Source organism: Mesorhizobium sp. Root102 (assembly GCF_001425625.1).
Taxonomy (GTDB): Bacteria; Pseudomonadota; Alphaproteobacteria; order Rhizobiales; family Rhizobiaceae; genus Mesorhizobium.
Genome location: NZ_LMCP01000018.1, coordinates 42,862 through 63,905, shown reverse-complemented (window position 1 = coordinate 63,905; position 21,044 = coordinate 42,862). Strand labels below are relative to the sequence as shown.

Here is a 21,044-nt window from a genome sequence, read left to right as displayed (position 1 = left end):
CTGCCCTATCTGCCGTAGTAGAGCGTGACGGTGTGCTTCGCCTCGGCGAAGAACAGCCAGCGTTCGACCAGCATGCCGGCGAACTGCACGATCGCGGCGAGCAGTGACGCCGCCGTTGCGAAGGGCCAGGGCAGGGTGAATGTGGCGGCAAGCAGAAAGACGGGCAGGGCGAAGGCCACGCACTGCGTGATCTGGCGCAGCCGCGCGCTGTGCTTGCGCGCGATGCGAAAGCCCATTTCCTTCAGCAGATAGTTCTCCTCGGTATGCGGCCATTCCAGCGTCCGCACGGTACCGCCGGCCAACCCCGTCGCGGTGTTGGCATTGGTCGGGATTTCCAGCGCGTCATTGTATCGCCAGGTCGCCAGCTTCCAACCCCAGCCGAGCAAGACCAGCAGCAGCGAGAATGCCAGAATCGCAGTCGAGCCCCGGCCAAAACCCTGCAACAGTGCGTTCAGAATCACACTGCCGGTCATCGCCGAAAAAATGAGATAGCCGGGCAGGGTGAAGCGGCTGTGCCACTGGGCGATCGGTTTCAGCGACGCGTAGATCATGCCTGTGGTGCAGACGGTGACGACGGCACCACAGGCCGTCAGCAATCCGGCCACCGTCACCCAACCGCCGCTGCTGCCAAAGAACACCCAGCCGATGCCGAACAGTCCCGCCGGGATAAAAGTAGTGACTGAGGCGACGCCTTCGCGCGACAGCCATGAACTCCGCCATTGCGAGAACGCCCGCCAGGCGCGTTCGGGGCGGCCGAGATGACCTGTCGACGACAACAACCCGGCCACGATCAGGCCGAGTGCCAGCCCCATGCCGATGAAGCCCAGCCAGAAATCGAGCGGAATGATCTGGAAGCCTCCGAGCACGCCAAGCAGTGCCAGCAGGCCATAGCCGGCGCCGGTGGCGGTGGTGAAGAAGACGACGGAGAACGCTGGATGCATGGGCTAGTTCGAAAGCATGCGGTCGACCCAGCCAAGGAAGCCGCCTTCGGCCCGCACCGGTTCGAGCGCGGGTGCTGCCACCGATGCCGCGCGCGTGGTGTGGGCGCGCGGCGGCAGGTATTTGTTGGTCGGGCGATAGCCGAGTTCAGGCATCAGGTCGACGCCGCCACGCTCCGCCACCAGTTGCGAGACAGCCGACTGCGGATCGCCGAGATCGCCGAAATGGCGGGCACTGGTCGGGCAAGCGGCGACGCAGGCCGGCACGCGGTCTTCCTCGGCCAGATTGTCATTGTAGATGCGGTCGACGCACAGCGTGCATTTCTTCATCACCCCGACGTCGGTGTCGAATTCGCGTGCCCCGTAGGGGCAGGCCCAGCTGCACAATTTGCAGCCGATGCACTTGTCCTCATCGATCAGCACGATGCCGTCTGAGGCCCGCTTGTAGGAGGCACCGGTCGGGCAGACGGTGACGCAGGCCGGCGTCTCGCAATGCAGGCAGGAACGCGGGAAGTTGACGGTGCGCCCGCCCATTTCGGTGGTGTGCTCGTAGCTGTGCACGCGGTTGAACCAGACGCCGTCGACATGGCCGCCATAAGGGTCGATGTCGGTCAGCGGCGCCATGTGGCCGCCGGTGTTCCATTCCTTGCAGGCGGTGACACAGGCCTGGCAGCCGACGCAGGTGTCGAGATCGATGACAAGGCCGAGCTTCTTGCCGCTTTGACTTGGCAGACAGGTCATTCGGCCGCCTCTCTTGCACGGCGGAACTCGGCACCGAAAGTCAGCTTGTCGGGTGAGGGCACGAAATGCGGCGGCTGCTGAAAACGCTCGAACTGCGGCTCGGTGAAGCCAGCTTCTTCCGCTGCGCATTTGACGATGCGCACGCGCAGGTCGAACCACGCCGCCTGGCCGGTCACCGGATCGGAGTTCGAATAGCGCTTGCCCTGAGCATCGGCCGAGGTCTGGTCGCCGATGATGTGGTTGAGCAGGAAGCCACGGTTGGATTCGGCCGCGTCGTCCTTCAGCCCCCAGCTGCCGCGCCGCTTGCCGATGGCGTTCCAAGTCCAGACCGTGCTTTCGTTCGCCCCGTCGATCAGCTTGATCTGCCCCTTCACCCTGCCATTGATGCTCTCGATCCACACCCAGTCGTCATCGACAAGGCCAAGGCCAGTTGCCGTCCGGTGATGCACAAACAGCCGATTCTGGCTGGTGATCTGCCGCAACCACGCATTCTGCGAACCCCAGGAATGGTACATGTGCATCGGCCTTTGCGTCAGCGCATGCAGCGGATATTTTTCGAGGTCGACGACCGCTTCCTCGAAGGGCATGTACCAGAAAGGCAGCGGGTCCATATAGGTCTCGATGCGCTGGCGATCGCCCTCCGGCGGCAAGACGCGACCGTGCCCACGCGCGGCCAGACGAAAACGCTGCAACGGCTCGGAATAGAGCTGGAAGACGATCGGCTCCGCCTTGGGGATAAAGCCCATCTGCTCCGCGAAATCGAGATAGGAGCGGTTGGCCATCTTGTAGTAGCGCTGGTCGTCAGCAAAATCGTGATGCCAGAAGCCGCCATTGTCGATGTAGCGCTGTAATTGGTCCGGGTTGGCCTCGCCCCTGCCGGTCGAGGTCCCGTCCTTGCCGCGCCACCCGGCGAGCGGGCCGATGCCGGGCGTGCGCTCATGGTTGACGATATAGTCGGCATAGTCGCGGTACATGGCGGAGCCGTCGTCATCGACGAAACCGGGCAGGCCAAGCCGGGCACCGAGTTCGATCAGCACCGACTGGAACGGCCTGACGTCACGGTCAGGCTCGACGACGGGATGGCGGATGGCGTCACCGGGTCCGTCGGCATGGCTGATCGGCCGGTCGAGCAGGCTGATGCAGTCGTGGCGCTCGAGATAGGTCGTGTCCGGCAGCACGAGGTCGGCGAACGGCACGGTCTCGGAATAATAGGCGTCGGAATAGATGATGAAGGGGATCCTGTAGTTGCCCTCGCCATCATGGTCGGTCAGCATCGCAATGGTCTCGACGGTGTTCATCGAGGAATTCCACGCCATGTTCGACATGTACATCATGAGCGTGTCGATCCTGTAGGGATCGCCGGCCCAGGCGTTGCGGATGACGGTATGCATCAGACCGTGTGCCGCCAGCGGCGCGTCCCAGGAATAGGCCTTGTCGATGCGAACAGGCGTGCCGGCCTCATCGACCAGCAGGTCGTCCGGCCCACAGACGAAGCCGAGCGGCATGCCGTCAAGCGGCGTCATCGGCTTGACGGTCTTGCCCGCCGGTTTCGGCCCGGGCGGCGCGGATCGGGGGTAGGGCGGCTTGAAACGGAAACCGCCGGGGACATCCACCGTGCCCAACAGCACCTGAAGCAGATGGATGGCGCGGCACGTGTGAAAACCGTTCGAGTGGGCCGAGATGCCGCGCATGGCGTGCATCGAAACAGGCCGGCCCTTGATGGTCTCGTGGCGGCGCCCGGCCCAGTCGGTCCAGGCGATCGGCAATTCGATCGTCTGTTCGAAAGCGACATGCGCAAGTTCGGCGGCGATCTTGCGGATCGTATCGGCGGCAATGCCGCAGCGCTCGGCGACCGCGTCCGGCGCATAGCTCTCATTGAGGTAGCGGTCGGCGATCAACTGGAACACCGGAACGCAGCGCCGGCCATCAATGGTGAAGCTGCCGGTCAGTGCCGGTTTCGCACTGGCATCGGTAGCGCTGACCGGTCTTTTGGCAACTCTGTCCCAGGCCAGTGGATTGCCGTCGCCATCGCGCACCAGCAACCCGTCATCGGCTGCACCTTGCTCCTGCACTACGAGGGCATGGGCATTGGTGTAGTGCAGCAAATAGTCGAGATCGACGCGGCCGGCCTTCAGCAATTCGTGGATGAGGGCGAACACGAACAGGCCGTCGGTGCCGGGCCGGATGCCGACCCAGTCGTCGGCAATGGCATTGTAGCCGGTGCGGCACGGGTTGATCGACACCACCTTGGCACCGCGCGCCTTGAGCTTGCCGAGGCCGATCTTGATCGGGTTGGAATCATGGTCCTCGGCGACGCCGAACAGCATGAAATATCTGGTGTTGTCCCAGTCGGGTTCACCGAACTCCCAGAACGAGCCGCCGATCGTGTAGAGGCCGCCGGCCGCCATGTTGACCGAACAGAAGCCGCCATGGGCAGCGAAGTTCGGTGTACCGAACTGGCTCGCCCACCAGCCGGTCAGCGACTGCGACTGGTCGCGGCCGGTGAAGAAGGCCAGTTTCTTGGGGTCGGTCCGGCGGATGGCCGAGAGCCGTTCGGTGGCGATCGAAAACGCCTCTTCCCACTCGATCTCGCGGAACTCGCCGGAGCCGCGCGGGCCGGTGCGCAGCAATGGCTTCTTCAGCCTTGCCGGGCTGTAATGCTGCATGATGCCGGAGCTGCCCTTGCCGCAGATCACGCCGCGATTGACCGGATGATCCTTGTTGCCGTTGATGTAGCGGACCTTGCCATCCTTGATGTGCACGTCGATGCCGCAGCGGCAGGCGCACATGTAGCAGGTCGTCTTGGCAATGCTGTCGGAAACGTCAGGCGAGGTGTCGACGCCATCGCCTTCATCCGGTGCGCGCGTGTCGGCAAGCGGGCGTTGCGATGGTGCCGAATTCGCGCCGCGTGGCGATCCGTGCATCATGATCCGGTAGTGCCTGTTCGGCCCATGGATTTGGCTCGCGTCTTCGGTCCGGGGCCGCGCATATAATGCTCTTCCGGGTGATAGCGATCACCGGCCAGCCGCCGCCTTATGCCGCGAGTCCAATGCGCAAGCAGGGATCTGAACCGCCCGATCATTCTGCTCTCTGCGATCTCTCGGCGAATTTTTTCTAACTTCGCTCAAAAACCTAGAATAAAGCTATCGATCTGTCTAATCAGTTGTTCTTGTAAATTCGATCGATATTGGTTCTTAATGCGCCCATGACCCTTGATCAGTTGCGGATTTTCGTCGCCGTCGCCGAGCGCGGCCATATGACCAAAGCTGCCGAACTGCTGGGCATTTCGCAGTCGGCCGCATCGGCCGCCATCCGAGCGCTTGAAGAACAGCACGGCGTGCATCTGTTCAACCGGGTCGGCCGCAACATCGAGCTTGCCCAGACCGGACACCGGTTCCTGCCCGAAGCCAAGGCCGTGCTCGAACGGGCCGCCGCCGCCCGCAATGTGCTGGAGCACGTCTCGCAGACAGTCACCGGCAGCCTCTCGATCGCCGCCAGCCAGACCATCGCCAGCTACTGGCTGCCGCGCCGGCTGGCTTCCTTCCACGAAGCCTATCCCGCCGTCAGGCTGAGCGTCAGCATCGGCAACACCAGGCAGGTGGAGGCCAATGTCCTCGATGGCGCGGCGGATCTCGGCCTGGTCGAGGGGCGCACCGAGTCCGACATCCTGCGCCGCACCAAGGTCGACGTCGACAGGCTGATGCTGGTGGTTGCCAGCTCGCATCCGGAGATCGCCGAAGTCGCGCCCGGCCACTCCGACATCAAGGACCTGCGTTGGATCATCCGAGAGGGCGGTTCCGGCACCCGCGAAGTGCTGGAGGATCTGGCGCGCCGCGAAGGAATTTCGCTCGCCGACCTCAGGATATTCCTGGTGCTGCCGAGCAATGAGGCTATCCGCCAGGCGGTCGAGGCGGGTGCTGGCGCCACGATCATCTCGGAGCTTGTCGTCGCCCGCGCCGTGGCCGAAGGCAGTCTCAGGTCCGTGCCGCTCGAATTGCCGAAACGCGACTTCGCCATGATCACCCATCGCGATCGCCAGGCAAGCCTGGCCCAGATGGCGCTCAAGGCGCATCTCGGCGCGGAGATGAACGGGTCTGCACCAAGGTAGGGTCCGTTGAGATTCGGGTCAGCCATTTGCAGGCCGGCATTGAGTATCAAAAGGGCCGAGATCAGCCGAATTTGCGTTGCGCATCCAGCGCCAGCCCAAGTCCTACCGAGCCGAACATGTCGCCTTCGATGACGGATGCCTGCGGCACCAGCGACAGGATTTCTCGCCTTGCCAGCGGGATCGCGGTCGATCCGCCGGTCAGGAACACCGCGGTGATGTCGGACGGCTTCACCTCAGCGTCCCGGATGGTCTGCGCCACCGTTGCTGTGACCCGCTCGATGTCCCTGGCAATCGTGGCGTCCAGCCCCCTGCGCGTGATTTCGGCGGCGAACTCCGCACCTGGCAGCTTCACCTCGACCTCCGCGGACGAGCTGTCGGTCAGCTCTATCTTGGCCTTTTCAACAAGTGCCGCCAGCGCATGTCCGTAACGATGTTCGACGATGTGGATGAAGCGGTCGACCAGGTCGGCGCGCTCGGCCTCGTAGCGGATCTGGCGCAGATGCGTCATCGCCTTGGCGGTGTAGACCAGATTGATGCGCTGCCATGTCGCGAGATCGATGAAGTAGCTGGCCGGCAGGTTGCGCTTGCCGTCCTTGGTTGGAGTCAAATAGCCGAGCTGAGGCATCACATGAGCGATGCTCAGCAGCCGGTCGAAATCCGTGCCGCCGATATGGACGCCCCGGCTGGCCAGGATGTCGTCCTTGCGGTCGAGCGAACGGGAGCGCTGCGGTGAAACGCGCACGATCGAGAAGTCCGACGTGCCGCCGCCCATGTCGATGATCAGTGCCAGTTCCTCGCGCGTCACCTTCTGCTCGTAGTCGAGCGCCGCTGCGATCGGCTCGAACTGGAAAGCGATGTGCTTGAAGCCCTGGGCGCGCGCGGCATTCTCGAGTTCGCTTTGCGCCTTCGCGTCGGCTTCGGCGTCGTCATCGACGAATTGCACCGGCCGGCCAAGCACGACGGTCTCTACCGTATCGCCGACAGCTGCTTCCAGCCTCTTCTTGAGATGGCCGAGGAACATGCCGACGATCTCCATGAAGCCGATCGAGCGCGCCTTGATGCGGGTCTTCTCGTGGGCCAGCGAACTGCCGAGCACGCTCTTCAGCGAACGCATCAGCCGGCCATCGATGCTGTCGGTGTAGTTGGCGATGGCGTCGCGGCCAAAACAGGTGCGGTTGTCCTCGAAGTTGAAGAACACCGCACTTGGCAGCGTGACCTGGCCGTCCTCAAGCGCGACAAGGCGCGGCTGCCCGTTACGGACCACGCCAACGGTAGAGTTTGAAGTGCCGAAGTCGATACCGCCGAATGCTGGTCGCAAAGCAGCCTCCTGTCTTCTCCAGGCATCGGATCGGCGCTCGCCGGGAGACGTGCGCCTCAGTCCGGGCAACCGGACCACTCTGCCGAATTGAATTGTGCGTGTTTGCCCGTCGGGCGGGGAGGTGCGGTCTATAGCATGATCGGCGAAAGGGAAACCCCTTTTGGACGCCTCAGTCCTTTCGGAAGATCACTCTTCCAAGCCAACCCGTCAGCATGGCCAGCGATATCGCGAAGATGCCATAGAGGAAGGAATAATTGTGGGCGACACGGAAGATCGACTGTTCGAAACCGGACTTGCGGATTTCGAGCTGGGCCGAGCTTTCCTTGATGAACAGGCCGCTCTTGAACAGGAAGGCGCGCGCCTTGTGGGTGCCGACCGGAACATTCGGCGCCAGCCTGACGGTGGCGCGGAACAGGTTCTGCGACAGGAATTGCACGCCGCCGACATTCTCGCTGTAGAGGCCGGTCGCCGACTTGCGCTCTCGCAACGCAGCGGTGAATTCCTCGATCGTCGCCGGGCTGTCGCCGGCGTCGGCGGGCTGCATGTAGAGGTTGGAGGCGCCGAGCGACAGCTGCTTGTAGCTGTTGGGCTCGGTGATGTCCTGCAGCGGCCGCGTCGTCGCCACCGAATAGGACATCGGCACGTTCTCGAAGGTCTCGGAGTCCAGATTGACCCAGACGCCGAGCACCCGGTCCTTGCGGCGTACCACCACCGGCTTGGGCGGGCCTTCGAGCACGACGATGACATCGTAGCGGCCCTGGCGCGCGACGAGTGGATCAGGATTCTCCAGCGAACCGAAGATGGTCAGGTCGGCGCCGGAAAAGCCGGCGGTGATGGCGACATTGTCGGTGGAGAGCCCGATCTGGATGCCTTCCGTCAGCGGGGTCTGCGCCTTCGCCGGCGCGGCGGCCGCAAGCAACGACAGGAAAATAGCGGTTGCGAATGCGTTCGGAGCCCTCATCAGTTGAGGTCCAAGGCAGACAGCGAATAGAGATTGGGTGGGGTGACGAAAAGATCGATGGCCAATCGTATCGCCACCGCCAGCACTAGCAGCGCCAGCAAGGCCCGGAGCTGCTCGCCGCGCAGCCTCTGACCGGCCTTGGCGCCATATTGCGCGCCGGCGACGCCGCCCGCCATCAGCAGGAAGGCCAGCACGACGTCGACCGTCTGGTTGGTGGTGGCGTGGACCAGTGTCGTATAAGCGGAGGTGAAGATGATCTGGAACAGCGAGGTGCCGATGACCACGTTGGTCGGCACTTTCAGCAGATAGATCAGCGCCGGCACCATGATGAAGCCGCCGCCGACACCCATGATCGACGACAGGAAGCCGATACCAGCGCCAAGGCCGAGCACCGGGATGACGCTGACGAACAGTTTTGAGGCCCTGAAGCGCATCTTCAGCGGCAAGCGGTGGATCCAGTTGTGCTGGCCGGATTTCTTCAGCACCGGTGCCGCACCGCTGCGCGTGGCGCGCAGCGCATTGACGCTCTCGACCAGCATCAGCCCGCCGACAGTGCCGAGCAGCACGACGTAGAGCAGCGAGATGAACAGGTCGAGCTGGCCGAGCCTGCGCAGGAAGGCGAAGACGTAGATGCCGCCGGTGGAACCGACAATGCCGCCGGCCAGCAACACCCCACCGAGCTTGAAGTCGAGCGTCCCTCGCTTCATGTGCGAAAGGACGCCGGAGACGGAGGAGGCGATGACCTGGTTGGCGCCGGTGGCGACCGCGATCGCCGGGGGTATGTTGTAGAAGATCAAGAGCGGCGTGATGAGGAAGCCGCCGCCGACGCCGAACATGCCCGACAGGAAACCCACCGCCGCACCCATGGCCAGCAGGACGAAGACGTTGACGGAAATTTCCGCGATCGGGAGATAGATGCCCACCCGTCAGTCTCGATCAGTTCTGCCTGTTGGCGAATGCAACCGTTGCGGGCATCTTGGACCGACAAGCCAATTCGTTCTTGCGCCGGAGGTGCCGCGAAGTCAAACCGCGCTACGCCGCCGAAACAAAAAACATCTCAATCAGTTAACAGGCAAATGTGTGGCAAGGGCGTCGTGGAAGCGACGCCTCTGCCGTTATTTGCGCGCCAGCAGCGCCTTGACCAGTTTTTCATCGACCTCGCCGGTCGCCGCCATCTTGTTGTCGGTCTGGAAAGCCATGATCGCGGTCTTCGTCTTCTGGCCCATCTTGCCGTCGGCGCCGCCGGCGTCATAGCCGTTCTTGTTGAGAATGCGCTGGATGTTCTGGACGGCCTTCTTCATGTCGATGCTGGCGGTCGTCTGCGGTGCGCCGTCCTGCCAGGACTCGGGAATGTCGGCCGAATTGGCTGCCGCATCCAGCGGCTTGGCCTTCCACAGTTCGGTCGCGGCGCGGGCGCGTTCGAGCTGCTCTGGCCGCAGCGCATTGGCGATCTCGTCACGCTTGGCCGCGGCATCCTTGTCACCAGTCTTGGCGACGAGCGCGAACCATTTGTAGGATTCCTCGAGGTTCTGCTTCATGCCGACGCCCTTGGCGGCGAGGATGCCGAGATTGAACTGGCTGTCCTTGACGCCGACATCTGCCGCCGCCTGGAACCAGTGCGCGGCCGATTCATTGTCGGTCACGCCGTCTGCGGCCATGGCGAACAGCACGGCCAGATTGTGCATGCCGCTGGCGTTGCCCTGCTCCGCGGAAAGCTGGTACCAGGTCTTCGCCTTCTTGATGTCGCGCGCGACGCCGATGCCCTTTTCGTAGAAATTGCCGATGCGGTATTCGGCCGGCGCGAAGCCGAGTTCCGCTGACTTCTCGTACCATTTGGCCGCTGCCACCATGTCTTCCTTGACGCCGCGCGCATCGGCATAGCGCGAGCCGATCTCGAACAGCGCCTTGGCATCGCCGCCGGCGGCGGCATCGCGCAAGGCGACCGGGCCGGCGTCGGCGGGAATGTCGAACTTTGCCGTCGCTGCCGCCGGCGAAGCGTCCGCCGGCGGAACCGCGCCTGTGGTGTCCCCGGCGGTGGTCGGCTGAGCCGCCATCGGCCGGGTGGTGGTGTCGGTTGCTTCAGCGGAGGTCGCAGCAGCCGGGGCAGGCACAGCAGAAACTGTCGTGTCGGACGCCGCCGCGTTCGCATCGGCGAGCGCAGCCGAAGCGAACGGTGCAGCAGCCGGCTGGGCTGGCGGCGCGGCGGCATCCATCGACGGCTCAGCGCCCGGCGGCGAGGCCATCGGGGTTTGCGATGCCATATCGTCCTTGGTTAGCGGTTCGGACGGTTCGGCCTGTCTGACGACCCGGTCCGGCGCGCTTTCTGCTGCCGGAGGCTGAATGTCTGTCTTTGGCTGGCCAGCGGCCTCGAATGAGGCGGTTTTCATCGGCCGTGAGGCGACGATCGGCGCGACGTCGTTGCTCGCCACTTGGCCAGGTTCGGCGAAGAAGGCCTTGCCCAGTTGCAGGGCACCCAGCGCCAGCAAGATCGCGGTTGTCCCCATCAGGATCGGCTTGCGCCGTGCCCTGAGCAAATCGCCGATCCGCAGCGCCTTCACCGGTCCCGTTATCGTCGACTGGCGCTTCAGCGCATCGGCCTCGGCGGCCGCGGCCTGTGCCGCGCGTCGGGCCGCGGCGATGAAATCCGATTTCGCTGCGTCGGTATCGCTGGGCTTGGCCGGCTGGCCGCGCTCGTCGCGCACGCGCTTCATGATGGCATTGAGGTCAGGTGCGCCGGAGCCGGGCTCCAACGGCCGGTTGGCCATTTTCGGATCGAGCGGCTCGTCGAGATCGACGCTCGGTACAGAAGCATTCGACGCCGAGCCGGCCAGCGGCGGAATGTCCGCCTCCTTCTTGCCCTTGAAGGCGCGGGCCAGCCCGCCGAACAACGATTTACGCCCGCCCGCCTGGTCGTTCTTCTCGGCAATCGTGTCGGAACCGAGCGCAGCCATGGCCGCGGCAGCGGCAGCCTCGGCGGGCGTGCGAGTGCCCAGGCCGCTATGCGTGCCCAGGCCGCTATGCGTGCCCAGGCCGCTATGCGTGCCCAGGCCGCCATGCGCGCCGAGGTCGCTGCGAGCAACCGGCTCATTGCGCAGGATGGCGGCGGCGCGGCCATCGAGATCGGCCATGTCCCCAGTCAATGGCTGGGGCTGATCGATATCCATCGACGGCGCGTCTACAGCCATCTTGGGTCGCCGTGCACCGCGCCAGTTGCTCGGCTCGACCTGTGCCGCATCCAGCAGTTCGCTCATCGCCTCGACCGGCTCGCCGGGTTCGAGCGAACCCAGCCGGTCGACGATCTTGAGCAACGTGTCGTGGATGGCCTCGAATGTTCTCGAATTGCGCTCGTCGGAGCGCCGCGTCAGCGTTTCAAGCGTCTTCAAATCCTGGGCAAGGCCGGAAACGGCGGTCGTATTGGCGCTCGAACCGGCCAGCGATTGCACTGCGTTCTCGGCCGCTTCGCGCGCCGCGCCAAGGATGGAATCGCGGGTTCCAGCGAGCGACTTTTCAATTTCGTTGAGACGCGGGCTGATGTCCTCGAATTCCGGCAGCGGCGTGCTCGGCTTGGAAAGATGGGCGGACAGGCCGGCGACCTGTGCCTCCAGGCTGCGGATCAGCGCCGGATCGATGCCGGCCACCTGCGCGGCCGATGCGTCCAGCCGGCTTGAAATGTCTTCGAGCCGGCTTTCCAGGCCGCGGATCGCCGCTTCGCCTGCGGGATCGGGAACACGCGTTTCCATGCGCTTGGCAAGCGCGGTGAAGCGGGCATCGATGGCTTCCATGATGCCGGCGCTGTCGACCTGCGGCATGCGCTGGTCGAGCCTGTCGGCAACCTCGTCCAGTCGGCGTTCGAGATCGCGGAACAGCATGTTCCCCTGTTCGATGGCGTCACCCTGGCGGCGTTCCATCATGCCCGACAGCACGTCGAAGCGTTGCTCCAGCCCGTGGAAGATGTAGTCGGCGTCGGGCATGGCGGGCGCCTGATCGATTTTGTCGGCGATGAGTGCGATCTGCTTGGCCAGGCGCTCCATCGCCTGCTCGGGCAGATTGGCGCGGCCGGCAAGCTCGTCGACCCGGCTCGACAGCGTACCCAGCCGGTCCATGACCGCGTTGCCGGGCCGATCCTGCGCCACTTCCTCGATCTGATGGGCAAGCGAGTCGATCCGCTTTTCGATGCGCTCGAAAGCCTCGTGGTCGAATGAATTGGCTTGCGCCGCGACCGTCGATGCAACGATGGCGCGGGAAATCTCATCCAGCCGCTCGTCGATCATGCCAAGCGTGTCGCTGCCGCGGTTGTCTTGCTGGCTGGCGAAATGGTCGACGGCGCCGGCAAGCGTGCGCACCTTCTCCTCAAGCGAGCGCAACGATAGCGATTCAGGCAGGTTGTTGACGGCATTGCTGATCTGCTCCAGCCGGTCGGTCAGCATCGACAGGCCGGGGTCGTCCGAGCGCTTGCGCTGGTCGGCGTCGACGCGGTCCTCGAAAGCCGTCCAGCGGCGATCGAAATCGTCCCAGCGGCGGTCGACCTTCTGCACGCTCTCTTCGCGTGCCAGCGTCTCGAGCGCGGCTTTGACCTGTTCGAGCTCGAGCCGCAGCATGTTGACGCTTCTGTCGTCGCTCTTCTCGGCCAGCGTCTGGATGGCGCCGGAAAGCCGTTCGAATTCAAGACCGAGCTCGGCGCTGCCCTTGGCCGAAGCGCCGGGCCTGGCACCCGATTGGAAAGCCCGCTCGATGTCCTTGCGCAGCGCTTCGAATTCGCGCTGCAGCCCAGCAGTCATCTGGTGGCGCAATTCCTCGCGCATGCCGCGCAACTCGCCGGCGATCTTGCCGACCATGGCCACGCCGTCCTCCTGGCCGCGCACGCGATCGATGTCATGGGCAATGGCCTGGTAAGCGGTGGCTCCCTGCTGCATCGGGCTCTTCGGGCGCAGCGTCGGCTGCGGGTCCTCATACCAGCGCTGCTGGCCAGTGGGCCGGGCGGCGGGATAGCGCGCATCGGCGCCATATTGGCGGGGATCGGGTTGGCGGAGATCGGGACGTGCCATCGGATCCTCGCGCGTCCGCTCCAGCCGCTGCTCCAGCGTCTCCAGCGACTGGTTCAACTGCTCGAGCGTGGTCTGCGGCCTGCGCTGCCTGCCGGCGTTGAGTGTATCGAGATAGGACCGCTTGCTGTTCATAGGTGCGTCCGTCTTTCAGAATGGCTGGCTCGTGGCCAGTTCCCCAAGTCCCTGTCGGAACGAAGGCGACCTGCGGCTATGCCGCGGTGGAAGACGAGCTTCCCGGGTTCTCACCCGCGCTCCGAAAAACCGTGAAAAATTCGATACAGGATAAACACGGGTAGCCGACGCGCCCACATTTCGCCCAACGTGGTAAACAACGCGTTAACCAAACTTAAGAAGTTGAAAGGATGTTGGCTGCCGGCTTGACGGTGCGGCATAAAGCTCAGCCCGCAGAACGCCCTTGCGTCATGAGGCGGCTATCGGTATAGAATTGACGTAAACGTAAAAGGCGCATTGAGCGTGCTGTTTGCGATTTGTTTGTTGAAACCACGACGGGAAGCAAGCCCCCGCTTCCAGTCAGGCGACGCACGGTCCAGGACCGCGACGCCACCAGACGGGGAAAGCCAGTGACCATGAAGCTTATCTCGGCCGGCGAGACCGCGGCCAATACCAATATGTCTGTCGAAGCCGGCGAGGACCTTGTCCGCATCGGCGAGATGGCGAAGAAATACGGAGTGACGCTGCGCACGCTGCGTTTCTACGAAGACAAGGGCCTGCTCAACCCGCAGCGTGAAGGTTCGACCCGTCTCTACACGCGCCGCGACAAGGCCCGGCTGACGCTGATCCTGCTTGGCCGCAAGGTCGGGTTCTCGCTGCGCGACGTCAAGCAGATGATGGATCTCTACGATCCGACCGGTTCAAACACCAAGCAGCTCAAGCTCGCGCTGGACAAGTCGGAAAAGCAGCTTGCCCGCCTGCAGAAGCAACGGGCGCTGATCGACGACGCAATCAGCGAGCTGAGCGGCTCGATGTCGGCGGTGCGCCAGATGCTGGCCGAGCGCACGGCGCCGCAGGCGAGCGCAGCTAACTAATCATCTGCCAATTGCCTGACGATCAAAGCCGCGTGGCCCTGCCGCGCGGCTTTTCGTTGTCTTGGCCCACCCATATAGGCTTTCGGCACTGGCTTGCGCGACGTCGCGCCGCTACGCCCATTGCCGCAATGGGCGGGAAATCTAGTCGCATCGAATAAATTGACGTTTACGCAAACGTCAATTTTTGCTATTCCGCTCCCATCATGGGTTCGCATGCCGCCACTGGCTTGTCTTCGGGGCATTCGGACCGGGTTTGCAGGGTGGAGAAAAAGCATGCCGACATACAGGGCTCCGGTCCAGGATACGCTGTTCGTGCTCAACGAGGTGCTGGGTTATCAGCGCTATTCGAACCTTCCCGGATTTTCCGACGCCACGCCCGATGTGCTCGAGGCGATCCTCGCCGAAGGCGCCAAGCTCGCCGAAAACGTCATGCACCCGCTGAACCGTGTCGGCGACATTGAAGGCTGCGTGCGTCATGACGATGGCTCGGTGACCACGCCGAAAGGCTTCAAGGAGGCCTTCGACCAGTATCGCGAGGGCGGCTGGATGGGATTGGCCGCGCCGGTCGAGTTCGGCGGCCAGGGCCTGCCCTATGCCGTGCACACCGCCGTCGCCGAATATATGGTCTCGGCCAACATGTCGCTGATGATGTATCCGGGCCTGACGCAAGGCGCGATCGCCGCGATCATCACCCACGGCACCGACGAGCAGAAGGCAAGGTGGCTGCCCAGGATGATCGAAGGCGCCTGGACCGGCACCATGAACCTGACCGAGCCGCATTGCGGCACCGATCTCGGCCTGCTGCGCACCAAGGCGGTGCCGAACGGCGATGGCACTTACAAGATTTCAGGCCAGAAGATCTTCATCTCGGCCGGCGAACACGACATGTCGGACAACATCGTCCATCTGGTGCTGGCCCGCATCGAGGGCGCGCCGGAAGGCGTCAAGGGCATCTCGCTGTTCATCGTACCGAAGCTCATGCTCGACGCATCGGGCAATCCGGGCGCCAGGAACACCGTCTCCTGCGGCTCGATCGAGGAGAAGATGGGCATCCATGGCAATTCGACCTGCGTCATGAACTATGATGAGGCCCAAGGCACACTGCTCGGCGAGGCCAATGGCGGCCTCAAGGCAATGTTCACGATGATGAACGAGGCGCGCCTCGGCGTCGGCCTGCAGGGGTTGTCGCTGTCGGAGATCGCCTATCAGAACGCCGTCGCCTACGCCAAGGACCGCTTGCAGGGCCGCTCATTGTCGGGGCCGAAGGCGCCGGACAAGAAGGCCGACCCGATCATCGTCCATCCCGATATCCGCCGCAGCCTGATGACCATGAAATCCTTCAACGAGGCCGGCCGTGCGCTGGCGCTGTGGACGGCGATCAAGTCCGACATCGCCCACCGCTCCGGTGACGACAAGGACCGCCAGGCCGCCGACGACTACACCGGTCTGATGACGCCGGTGGTCAAGGGCGTGCTCACCGACAAGGGCTTCGACCACGCCGTCATGGCCCAGCAGGTGTTCGGCGGTCACGGCTATATCGAAGAGCATGGCATGAGCCAGTTCGTGCGTGATGCCCGCATCGCCATGATCTATGAAGGCGCCAATGGCATCCAGGCGCTCGACCTCGTCGGCCGCAAGCTCGGCCTGAATGGCGGCCGCGCCGTACAGGCCTTCTTCAAGGAGGTCGGCGAATTCTGCGAGGAGAACCGCGCCGACGAGAAGATGGCGCCGTTCACCAAGGCCTTGAAGAAGGGTCTCAACGATCTGCAGGCGGCGACCATGTGGCTGGTGCAGAACGGCATGGCCAAGCCCGACAATGCGGGCGCCGCCTCGACCGACTATATGCATCTCTTCGGCCTTGTCGCACTGGGCTACATGTGGGCGCAGATGGCCAAGGCGGCACTTGGCAAGACGGGCGCCAATGGTACTCAGTCCTTCTACGACAACAAGGTTGTGACGGGGCGCTTCTTCATGGAGCGGATCATGCCGGAGACATCAGCGCATCTCGCCCGCATTTCGAGCGGCGCCGATACATTGATGGCACTGCCGGCGGAAGCGTTCTAAGTTCGACCGGCGTCTCCCTCCCTCTTGAGGGGAGGGTGGCCCGAAGGGCCGGGTGGGGTCATGCGTGAAGTGCGCCAACCTCAATTCTACGCACGTGCCTCGGGAGGAGTACCATACAAACATGACCAGCCCCGCCGAAATCCTGAACCTCCCCAAGCCTGCCTGGGCGGCGGACGAGGTCGGCATGCTCTACGACATGGCGCATCGCTTCATGTCGGAGGAGATCGCGCCGCGCTACGACGAGTTCGAGAAGAACGAGATGGTCGACCGCGAGAGCTGGCTGAAGGCAGGTTCCGCCGGCCTGCTCTGCGCCTCGATGCCGGAAGAATATGGCGGCTCGGGCGGCACCTTCGCGCATGAGAGTGCCATCATCGAGGCCATCGGCCATGTCGGCGTCGATGGTTTCGGCATCGGCCTGCACAATTCGATCGTCGCCCCTTACATCCTTCACTACGGCTCCGAAGAGCAGAAGAAGAAATGGCTGCCGAAGCTGGCGACCGGTGAGTTGATCGGCGCCATCGCCATGACCGAGCCCGGCGCCGGCTCCGACCTGCAGGGCGTCAAGACGCGGGCGCAGAAGGATGGCAACCAGTACAAGATCAACGGCTCCAAGACCTTCATCACCAACGGTCAGTTGGCGAATTTCATCATCGTCGTCACCAAGACCGATCCGGAGAAGGGCGCCAAGGGCACCTCGCTGATCGTCGTCGAGACCGACGAGGTCGAAGGTTTTCAGCGCGGCCGTAACCTCGACAAGATCGGGCTCAAGGCCAACGACACGTCGGAGCTGTTCTTCAACGACATGCGCGTGCCGACCTCCAACCTGCTTGGTCATGAGGAGGGGCAGGGCTTCGTCCAGTTGATGCAGCAATTGCCGCAGGAGCGGCTGCAGATCGGCACTGGCGCCATCGCCATGATCGAGCGGGCGCTGGCGCTGACCATTGATTACGTCAAGGAGCGCAAGGCGTTCGGCAAGGCGATCATCGATTTCCAGAACACCCAGTTCAAGCTGGCCGAACTCAAGACCGAGGCCACAATCGGCCGGGTCTTCTACAATGATTGCGTCACCCGCCACATCGCCGGCGGCCTCGATCCGGTGACCGCGTCGATGGCCAAGTGCTGGCTCAGCGACCTGCAGGGGAAAGTCGTCGACGAATGCCTTCAATTGCATGGGGGCTATGGCTACATGAATGAATATCCGATCGCCCGCATGTTCCGCGACGCCCGCGTCCAGCGCATCTACGGCGGCACCAACGAGATCATGAAATTGCTGATCGGACGCTCGCTCTAATGCATGTCGCTCAAAAGCGGTCCCCGGTTTTGAGAAATCGACAGGCATCAGTCCAAAGCCGTTCGATAAACCCAAGGAGCAAAACGATGGCTGAAGCTTATGTCTATGACGCCGTGCGCACGCCGCGCGGCAAGGGCAGGAAGGACGGGTCGCTGCACGAGGTGCCGGCGGTGCGGCTTGCCGCCAAGACGCTCGAAGCGTTGCGCGACCGCAATGGGCTGGATACCGGCAATGTCGACGACATCATCTTCGGCTGCGTCGATCCTGTCGGCGAGGCGGGTTCGGTCATTCCGCGCGCTGCTGCCTTCGAGGCCGGCTACGACACCAGGGCGCCCGGCATGCAGATCTCGCGCTTCTGCGCTTCCGGGCTGGACGCCATCAATTTCGGCGCCGCCAAGATCGCGCAAGGCGCCGATGAGATCGTCATCGCCGGCGGCGTCGAATCGATGTCGCGCGTCGGCATGGGTGCTTCCGGCGGCGCCTGGTTCATGGATCCTTCGGTCGGCCTGCCTGGCTGGTTTGTGCCGCAAGGCATCTCGGCCGACCTGATCGCCACCAAATACGGCTTTTCCCGCGACGACGTCGACGCCTATGCGGTCGAAAGCCAGAAGCGTGCCGCAAAATCCTGGGCCGATGGCCGCTTCAAGAAGTCCGTCATCCCGATCAAGGACCAGAACGGCCTGACCATCCTCGACCATGACGAGCACATGCGCCCGTCGACCGACATGCAGTCGCTGGCCTCGCTCAACCCGTCCTTCGTCATGCCCGGCGAAATGGGCGGCTTCGATGCGGTTGCGGTGCAGAAGCATCCCGAGGTGGAGGAGGTCAACCATGTCCACCATGCCGGCAATTCGTCCGGCATCGTCGACGGCGCCGCCGCCGTGCTGCTCGGTTCGAAGAAGGCAGGCAAGGCGATGGGCCTGAAGCCGCGCGCCCGCATCCGTACCTTCGCCAACATCGGCTCCGAGCCGGTGCTGATGCTAACCGGCCCCGTCGACGTCACCGAGAAGCTGTTGAAGCGCGCCAAGATGAAACTCTCGGACATCGACCTGTTCGAGCTCAACGAAGCCTTCGCCTCGGTGGTGCTGCGCTACATGCAGGCGTTCGACATTCCGCATGACAAGATCAACGTCAATGGCGGCGCCATCGCCATGGGCCATCCGCTCGGCGCCACCGGCGCGATGATCCTGGGCACGGTGCTGGACGAGCTCGAGCGCCGCGATCTCAATACCGCTTTGGTGACGCTGTGCATCGGCGCCGGCATGGGCACCGCAACCATCATCGAACGCGTCTGACGGGGAGAAAAACGATGAGCTACACCAATTTCACCCTCGATATCGACGCCGACGGCATTGCGCTGGTCACCTGGGACATGCCTGGCCGCTCGATGAACGTCTTCACCGAGGAAGCGATGCGGGAATTGAACGCTATCCTCGACAAGGTGGCTGGTGACGCCGCCATCAAGGGCGCGGTGATCACTTCCGGCAAGGACACCTTCTCCGGCGGTGCCGACATCACCCTGCTGCAGAAGATGCTGACGACCTTCGCCACTGACAAGGGCAAGGACGCCGAAAAAGCCACGAAGGTGCTGTTCGACAATGCCGGCATCATGACCGGCCTGTTCCGCAAGCTGGAGACTTGCGGAAAGCCGTGGGTGTCGGCGATAAATGGCACCTGCATGGGCGGTGCCTTCGAATTGTCGCTCGCCTGCCACGGTCGTGTCGCCGCCGACAGCGACAAGGTGAAGATGGCGCTTCCCGAGGTGAAGATAGGCATCTTCCCGGGCGCCGGCGGCACCCAGCGCGTGCCGCGGCTGACCGATCAGCAGCAGGCGCTGCAGATGCTGACCTCCGGCCAGACGCTGTCGCCCCAGAAGGTCAAGTCGATGGGCCTGATCCATGAGATTGCCGAGCCGGCCAGGCTGGTCGACACCGCCAAGGCGATGATCAGGAACGGCCTGAAGCCAGTGGCGCCATGGGACGAGAAGGGTTTCAAGCTGCCTGGCGGCCCGATCTATTCGCCCGCCGGCTTCAATCTGTGGCCGCCGGCTATCGCCATCCTGCGTCGCGAGACCTATGGCAACTATCCGGCCGCCGCCGCGATCCTCAAATGCGTCTATGAAGGGTTGCTGGTGCCGTTCGACACCGCCTTGCGCATCGAGCAGCGCTATTTCACCGAGATCATGCAGACCAAGGAAGCGGCGGCGATGATCCGCTCGCTGTTCGTCTCGCTGCAGGAACTGAACAAGGGCGCCCGCCGCCCGGCAGGCGTGCCTGAAACCAAGTTCAAGAAGATCGGCATTCTTGGCGCCGGCTTCATGGGCGCCGGCATCGCCTACGTCACCGCCAAGGCCGGCATTCCGGTGGTGCTGCTCGACCGCGATCTGGAGTCGGCGACCAAGGGCAAGGCGCATTCCGACAGCCTGATCTCGGATCAGGTGAAGAAGGGCCGCGCCAAGCCGGAGGACAAGGACAAATTGCTGTCGCTGATCACGCCGACGGCCGACTATGCCGACCTTGCCGGCTGCGATCTGGTGGTCGAGGCGGTGTTCGAGGATTCGGCGGTCAAGAAGAGTGCGACCGAACAGGCGGAAGCCGTGTTGAAGCCATCGGCGATCTTCGCGTCGAACACCTCCACCATTCCGATCTCGTCGCTGGCCAAGAATTCGGCGCGGCCGAAGAACTTCATCGGCATCCATTTCTTCTCGCCTGTCGACAAGATGATGCTGGTCGAGATCATCTTGGGTAAGAAGACCGGCGACAAGGCGCTGGCCACGGCAATCGATTTCGTCCGTGCCATCAAGAAGACGCCGATCGTCGTCAACGACACGCGCGGCTTCTACGTCAACCGCTGCGTGCTGCGCTACATGTCGGAAGCCTACAAGATGCTGATCGAAGGTGTCCCGGCACCGATGATCGAGAATGCGGCGAAAGCCGCCGGCATGCCGGTCGGCCCCCTGGCGCTGACCGACGAGACGGCCATCGATCTTGCCCAGAAGATCATGAAGCAGACCATCAGGGATTTGGGCGACAAGGCGGTCGATCCGAAGCAGATGGCGCTGATCAACACCATGGTCGACGATCACGGCCGCTCCGGCCGCAAGAACGGCAAGGGTTTTTACGATTATCCGGCCAAGCCCGCCAAGAAGAAGCTGTGGCCGGGCCTCAAGGACCTCTATCCGCAGCTTGTGCCCGAGAAGGTCGATTATGAGGAACTGCAGCAGCGGCTGCTGGTCTCCATCGCGCTGGAGGCGGCCCGGGTGATGGAAGAGGGCATCGTCTCCGACCCGCGCGAGGCCGATGTCGGTTCGATCCTCGCCTTCGGTTTTGCCCCCTACACCGGCGGCGCGCTGTCCTACATCGACGGCATCGGCGCCAAGGCGTTCGTCAAGATCGCCAAGAACCTGCAGAAGAAATACGGCGCCGAGTTCAAGGCGCCCAAGCTGCTGCACGACATGGCGGAGAAGGGCGAGAGCTTCTACCAGCGTTTCGATCCCTATGCGAAAGGCGACGTGAAGCAGGCAGCCTGACGC

13 protein-coding genes are annotated in these 21,044 nt (G+C 63.5%); 6 read left to right on the top strand and 7 right to left on the bottom strand.

Annotation, left to right across the window (positions count from 1 at the left end; all coding sequences use genetic code 11):
- Nucleotides 1–5: 5 nt before the first annotated feature.
- Genes ASD12_RS17060 through ASD12_RS17050 form a run of 3 tightly spaced genes read right to left on the bottom strand, consistent with a single transcriptional unit; the run spans nucleotide 6 to nucleotide 4,606 of the window.
- The gene (locus ASD12_RS17060; RefSeq protein WP_056588394.1) at nucleotides 6–941 is read right to left on the bottom strand and encodes a DmsC/YnfH family molybdoenzyme membrane anchor subunit; all 936 of its coding nucleotides are present in this window, start codon (nucleotides 939–941) and stop codon (nucleotides 6–8) included.
- A 3-nt stretch (nucleotides 942–944) separates the two neighbouring features.
- Nucleotides 945–1,679: a 4Fe-4S dicluster domain-containing protein gene (locus ASD12_RS17055; protein ID WP_056588391.1), complete on the bottom strand. Its 735-nt coding sequence runs from the start codon at nucleotides 1,677–1,679 to the stop codon at nucleotides 945–947.
- Entirely contained in the window at nucleotides 1,676–4,606 is a 2,931-nt protein-coding gene (locus ASD12_RS17050) for a molybdopterin oxidoreductase family protein (RefSeq protein WP_056588388.1), read from the bottom strand. The genes ASD12_RS17055 and ASD12_RS17050 overlap by 4 nt, the downstream gene beginning before the upstream one ends.
- Before the next feature lie 278 nt (nucleotides 4,607–4,884).
- On the opposite strand from ASD12_RS17050, the gene ASD12_RS17045 reads away from it, so the two are divergent.
- Nucleotides 4,885–5,787, top strand: a complete 903-nt coding sequence (locus tag ASD12_RS17045; protein WP_056588385.1) for a LysR family transcriptional regulator — start codon at nucleotides 4,885–4,887, stop codon at nucleotides 5,785–5,787.
- A gap of 61 nt (nucleotides 5,788–5,848) precedes the next feature.
- Here ASD12_RS17045 and ASD12_RS17040 read toward each other — a convergent pair whose 3' ends face one another.
- The 4 genes from ASD12_RS17040 to ASD12_RS17025 all read right to left on the bottom strand — a co-directional run bounded on the left by ASD12_RS17040 (nucleotide 5,849) and on the right by ASD12_RS17025 (nucleotide 13,243).
- Nucleotides 5,849–7,105, bottom strand: a complete 1,257-nt coding sequence (locus ASD12_RS17040; protein WP_056588381.1) for an Hsp70 family protein — start codon at nucleotides 7,103–7,105, stop codon at nucleotides 5,849–5,851.
- A 169-nt stretch (nucleotides 7,106–7,274) separates the two neighbouring features.
- A complete protein-coding gene (locus tag ASD12_RS17035; RefSeq protein WP_056588379.1) occupies nucleotides 7,275–8,066 on the bottom strand; it encodes a TIGR02186 family protein in 792 nt (263 codons plus the stop codon).
- Nucleotides 8,066–8,989: a sulfite exporter TauE/SafE family protein gene (locus ASD12_RS17030; RefSeq protein WP_056588376.1), complete on the bottom strand. Its 924-nt coding sequence runs from the start codon at nucleotides 8,987–8,989 to the stop codon at nucleotides 8,066–8,068. The genes ASD12_RS17035 and ASD12_RS17030 overlap by 1 nt, the downstream gene beginning before the upstream one ends.
- Before the next feature lie 192 nt (nucleotides 8,990–9,181).
- Nucleotides 9,182–13,243 carry a peptidoglycan-binding protein gene (locus ASD12_RS17025; RefSeq protein WP_056588373.1) on the bottom strand — a complete coding sequence of 1,354 codons (4,062 nt, stop codon included), beginning with the start codon at nucleotides 13,241–13,243 and terminating at the stop codon, nucleotides 9,182–9,184.
- A gap of 455 nt (nucleotides 13,244–13,698) precedes the next feature.
- Here ASD12_RS17025 and ASD12_RS17020 point away from each other — a divergent pair, with 455 nt between their 5' ends.
- From ASD12_RS17020 to ASD12_RS17000, 5 genes are all read left to right on the top strand, one after another.
- On the top strand, nucleotides 13,699–14,157 hold the full coding sequence (locus tag ASD12_RS17020; RefSeq protein WP_082525488.1) for a MerR family DNA-binding transcriptional regulator: 459 nt from the start codon (nucleotides 13,699–13,701) through the stop codon (nucleotides 14,155–14,157).
- 273 nt (nucleotides 14,158–14,430) lie between these two features.
- Nucleotides 14,431–16,221, top strand: coding sequence for an acyl-CoA dehydrogenase (locus tag ASD12_RS17015; RefSeq protein ID WP_056588366.1), 1,791 nt, complete (start codon nucleotides 14,431–14,433; stop codon nucleotides 16,219–16,221).
- Nucleotides 16,222–16,342: 121 nt separating this feature from the next.
- Complete coding sequence (locus ASD12_RS17010) at nucleotides 16,343–17,512, top strand: acyl-CoA dehydrogenase family protein (RefSeq protein WP_082525487.1); 1,170 nt, start codon at nucleotides 16,343–16,345, stop codon at nucleotides 17,510–17,512.
- A gap of 86 nt (nucleotides 17,513–17,598) precedes the next feature.
- The gene (locus tag ASD12_RS17005) at nucleotides 17,599–18,807 is read left to right on the top strand and encodes an acetyl-CoA C-acetyltransferase (protein WP_056588363.1); all 1,209 of its coding nucleotides are present in this window, start codon (nucleotides 17,599–17,601) and stop codon (nucleotides 18,805–18,807) included.
- 14 nt (nucleotides 18,808–18,821) lie between these two features.
- Nucleotides 18,822–21,041 (top strand): 3-hydroxyacyl-CoA dehydrogenase NAD-binding domain-containing protein, encoded by a 2,220-nt coding sequence (locus ASD12_RS17000; RefSeq protein ID WP_056588360.1) that lies wholly within the window; start codon nucleotides 18,822–18,824, stop codon nucleotides 21,039–21,041.
- The last annotated feature ends 3 nt before the right edge of the window (nucleotides 21,042–21,044 follow it).

Bases quoted from the DNA above. Each gene is read 5' to 3' on its own strand.
- ASD12_RS17010 (WP_082525487.1), top strand. From the start codon at position 16,343: ATGACCAGCCCCGCCGAAATCCTGAACCTCCCCAAGCCTGCCTGGGCG.
- ASD12_RS17045 (WP_056588385.1), top strand. From the start codon at position 4,885: ATGACCCTTGATCAGTTGCGGATTTTCGTCGCCGTCGCCGAGCGCGGC.
- ASD12_RS17035 (WP_056588379.1), bottom strand. From the start codon at position 8,066: ATGAGGGCTCCGAACGCATTCGCAACCGCTATTTTCCTGTCGTTGCTT.
- ASD12_RS17060 (WP_056588394.1), bottom strand. From the start codon at position 941: ATGCATCCAGCGTTCTCCGTCGTCTTCTTCACCACCGCCACCGGCGCC.
- ASD12_RS17055 (WP_056588391.1), bottom strand. From the start codon at position 1,679: ATGACCTGTCTGCCAAGTCAAAGCGGCAAGAAGCTCGGCCTTGTCATC.
- ASD12_RS17005 (WP_056588363.1), top strand. From the start codon at position 17,599: ATGGCTGAAGCTTATGTCTATGACGCCGTGCGCACGCCGCGCGGCAAG.
- ASD12_RS17015 (WP_056588366.1), top strand. From the start codon at position 14,431: ATGCCGACATACAGGGCTCCGGTCCAGGATACGCTGTTCGTGCTCAAC.
- ASD12_RS17000 (WP_056588360.1), top strand. From the start codon at position 18,822: ATGAGCTACACCAATTTCACCCTCGATATCGACGCCGACGGCATTGCG.
- ASD12_RS17050 (WP_056588388.1), bottom strand. From the start codon at position 4,606: ATGATGCACGGATCGCCACGCGGCGCGAATTCGGCACCATCGCAACGC.
- ASD12_RS17025 (WP_056588373.1), bottom strand. From the start codon at position 13,243: ATGAACAGCAAGCGGTCCTATCTCGATACACTCAACGCCGGCAGGCAG.
- ASD12_RS17020 (WP_082525488.1), top strand. From the start codon at position 13,699: ATGAAGCTTATCTCGGCCGGCGAGACCGCGGCCAATACCAATATGTCT.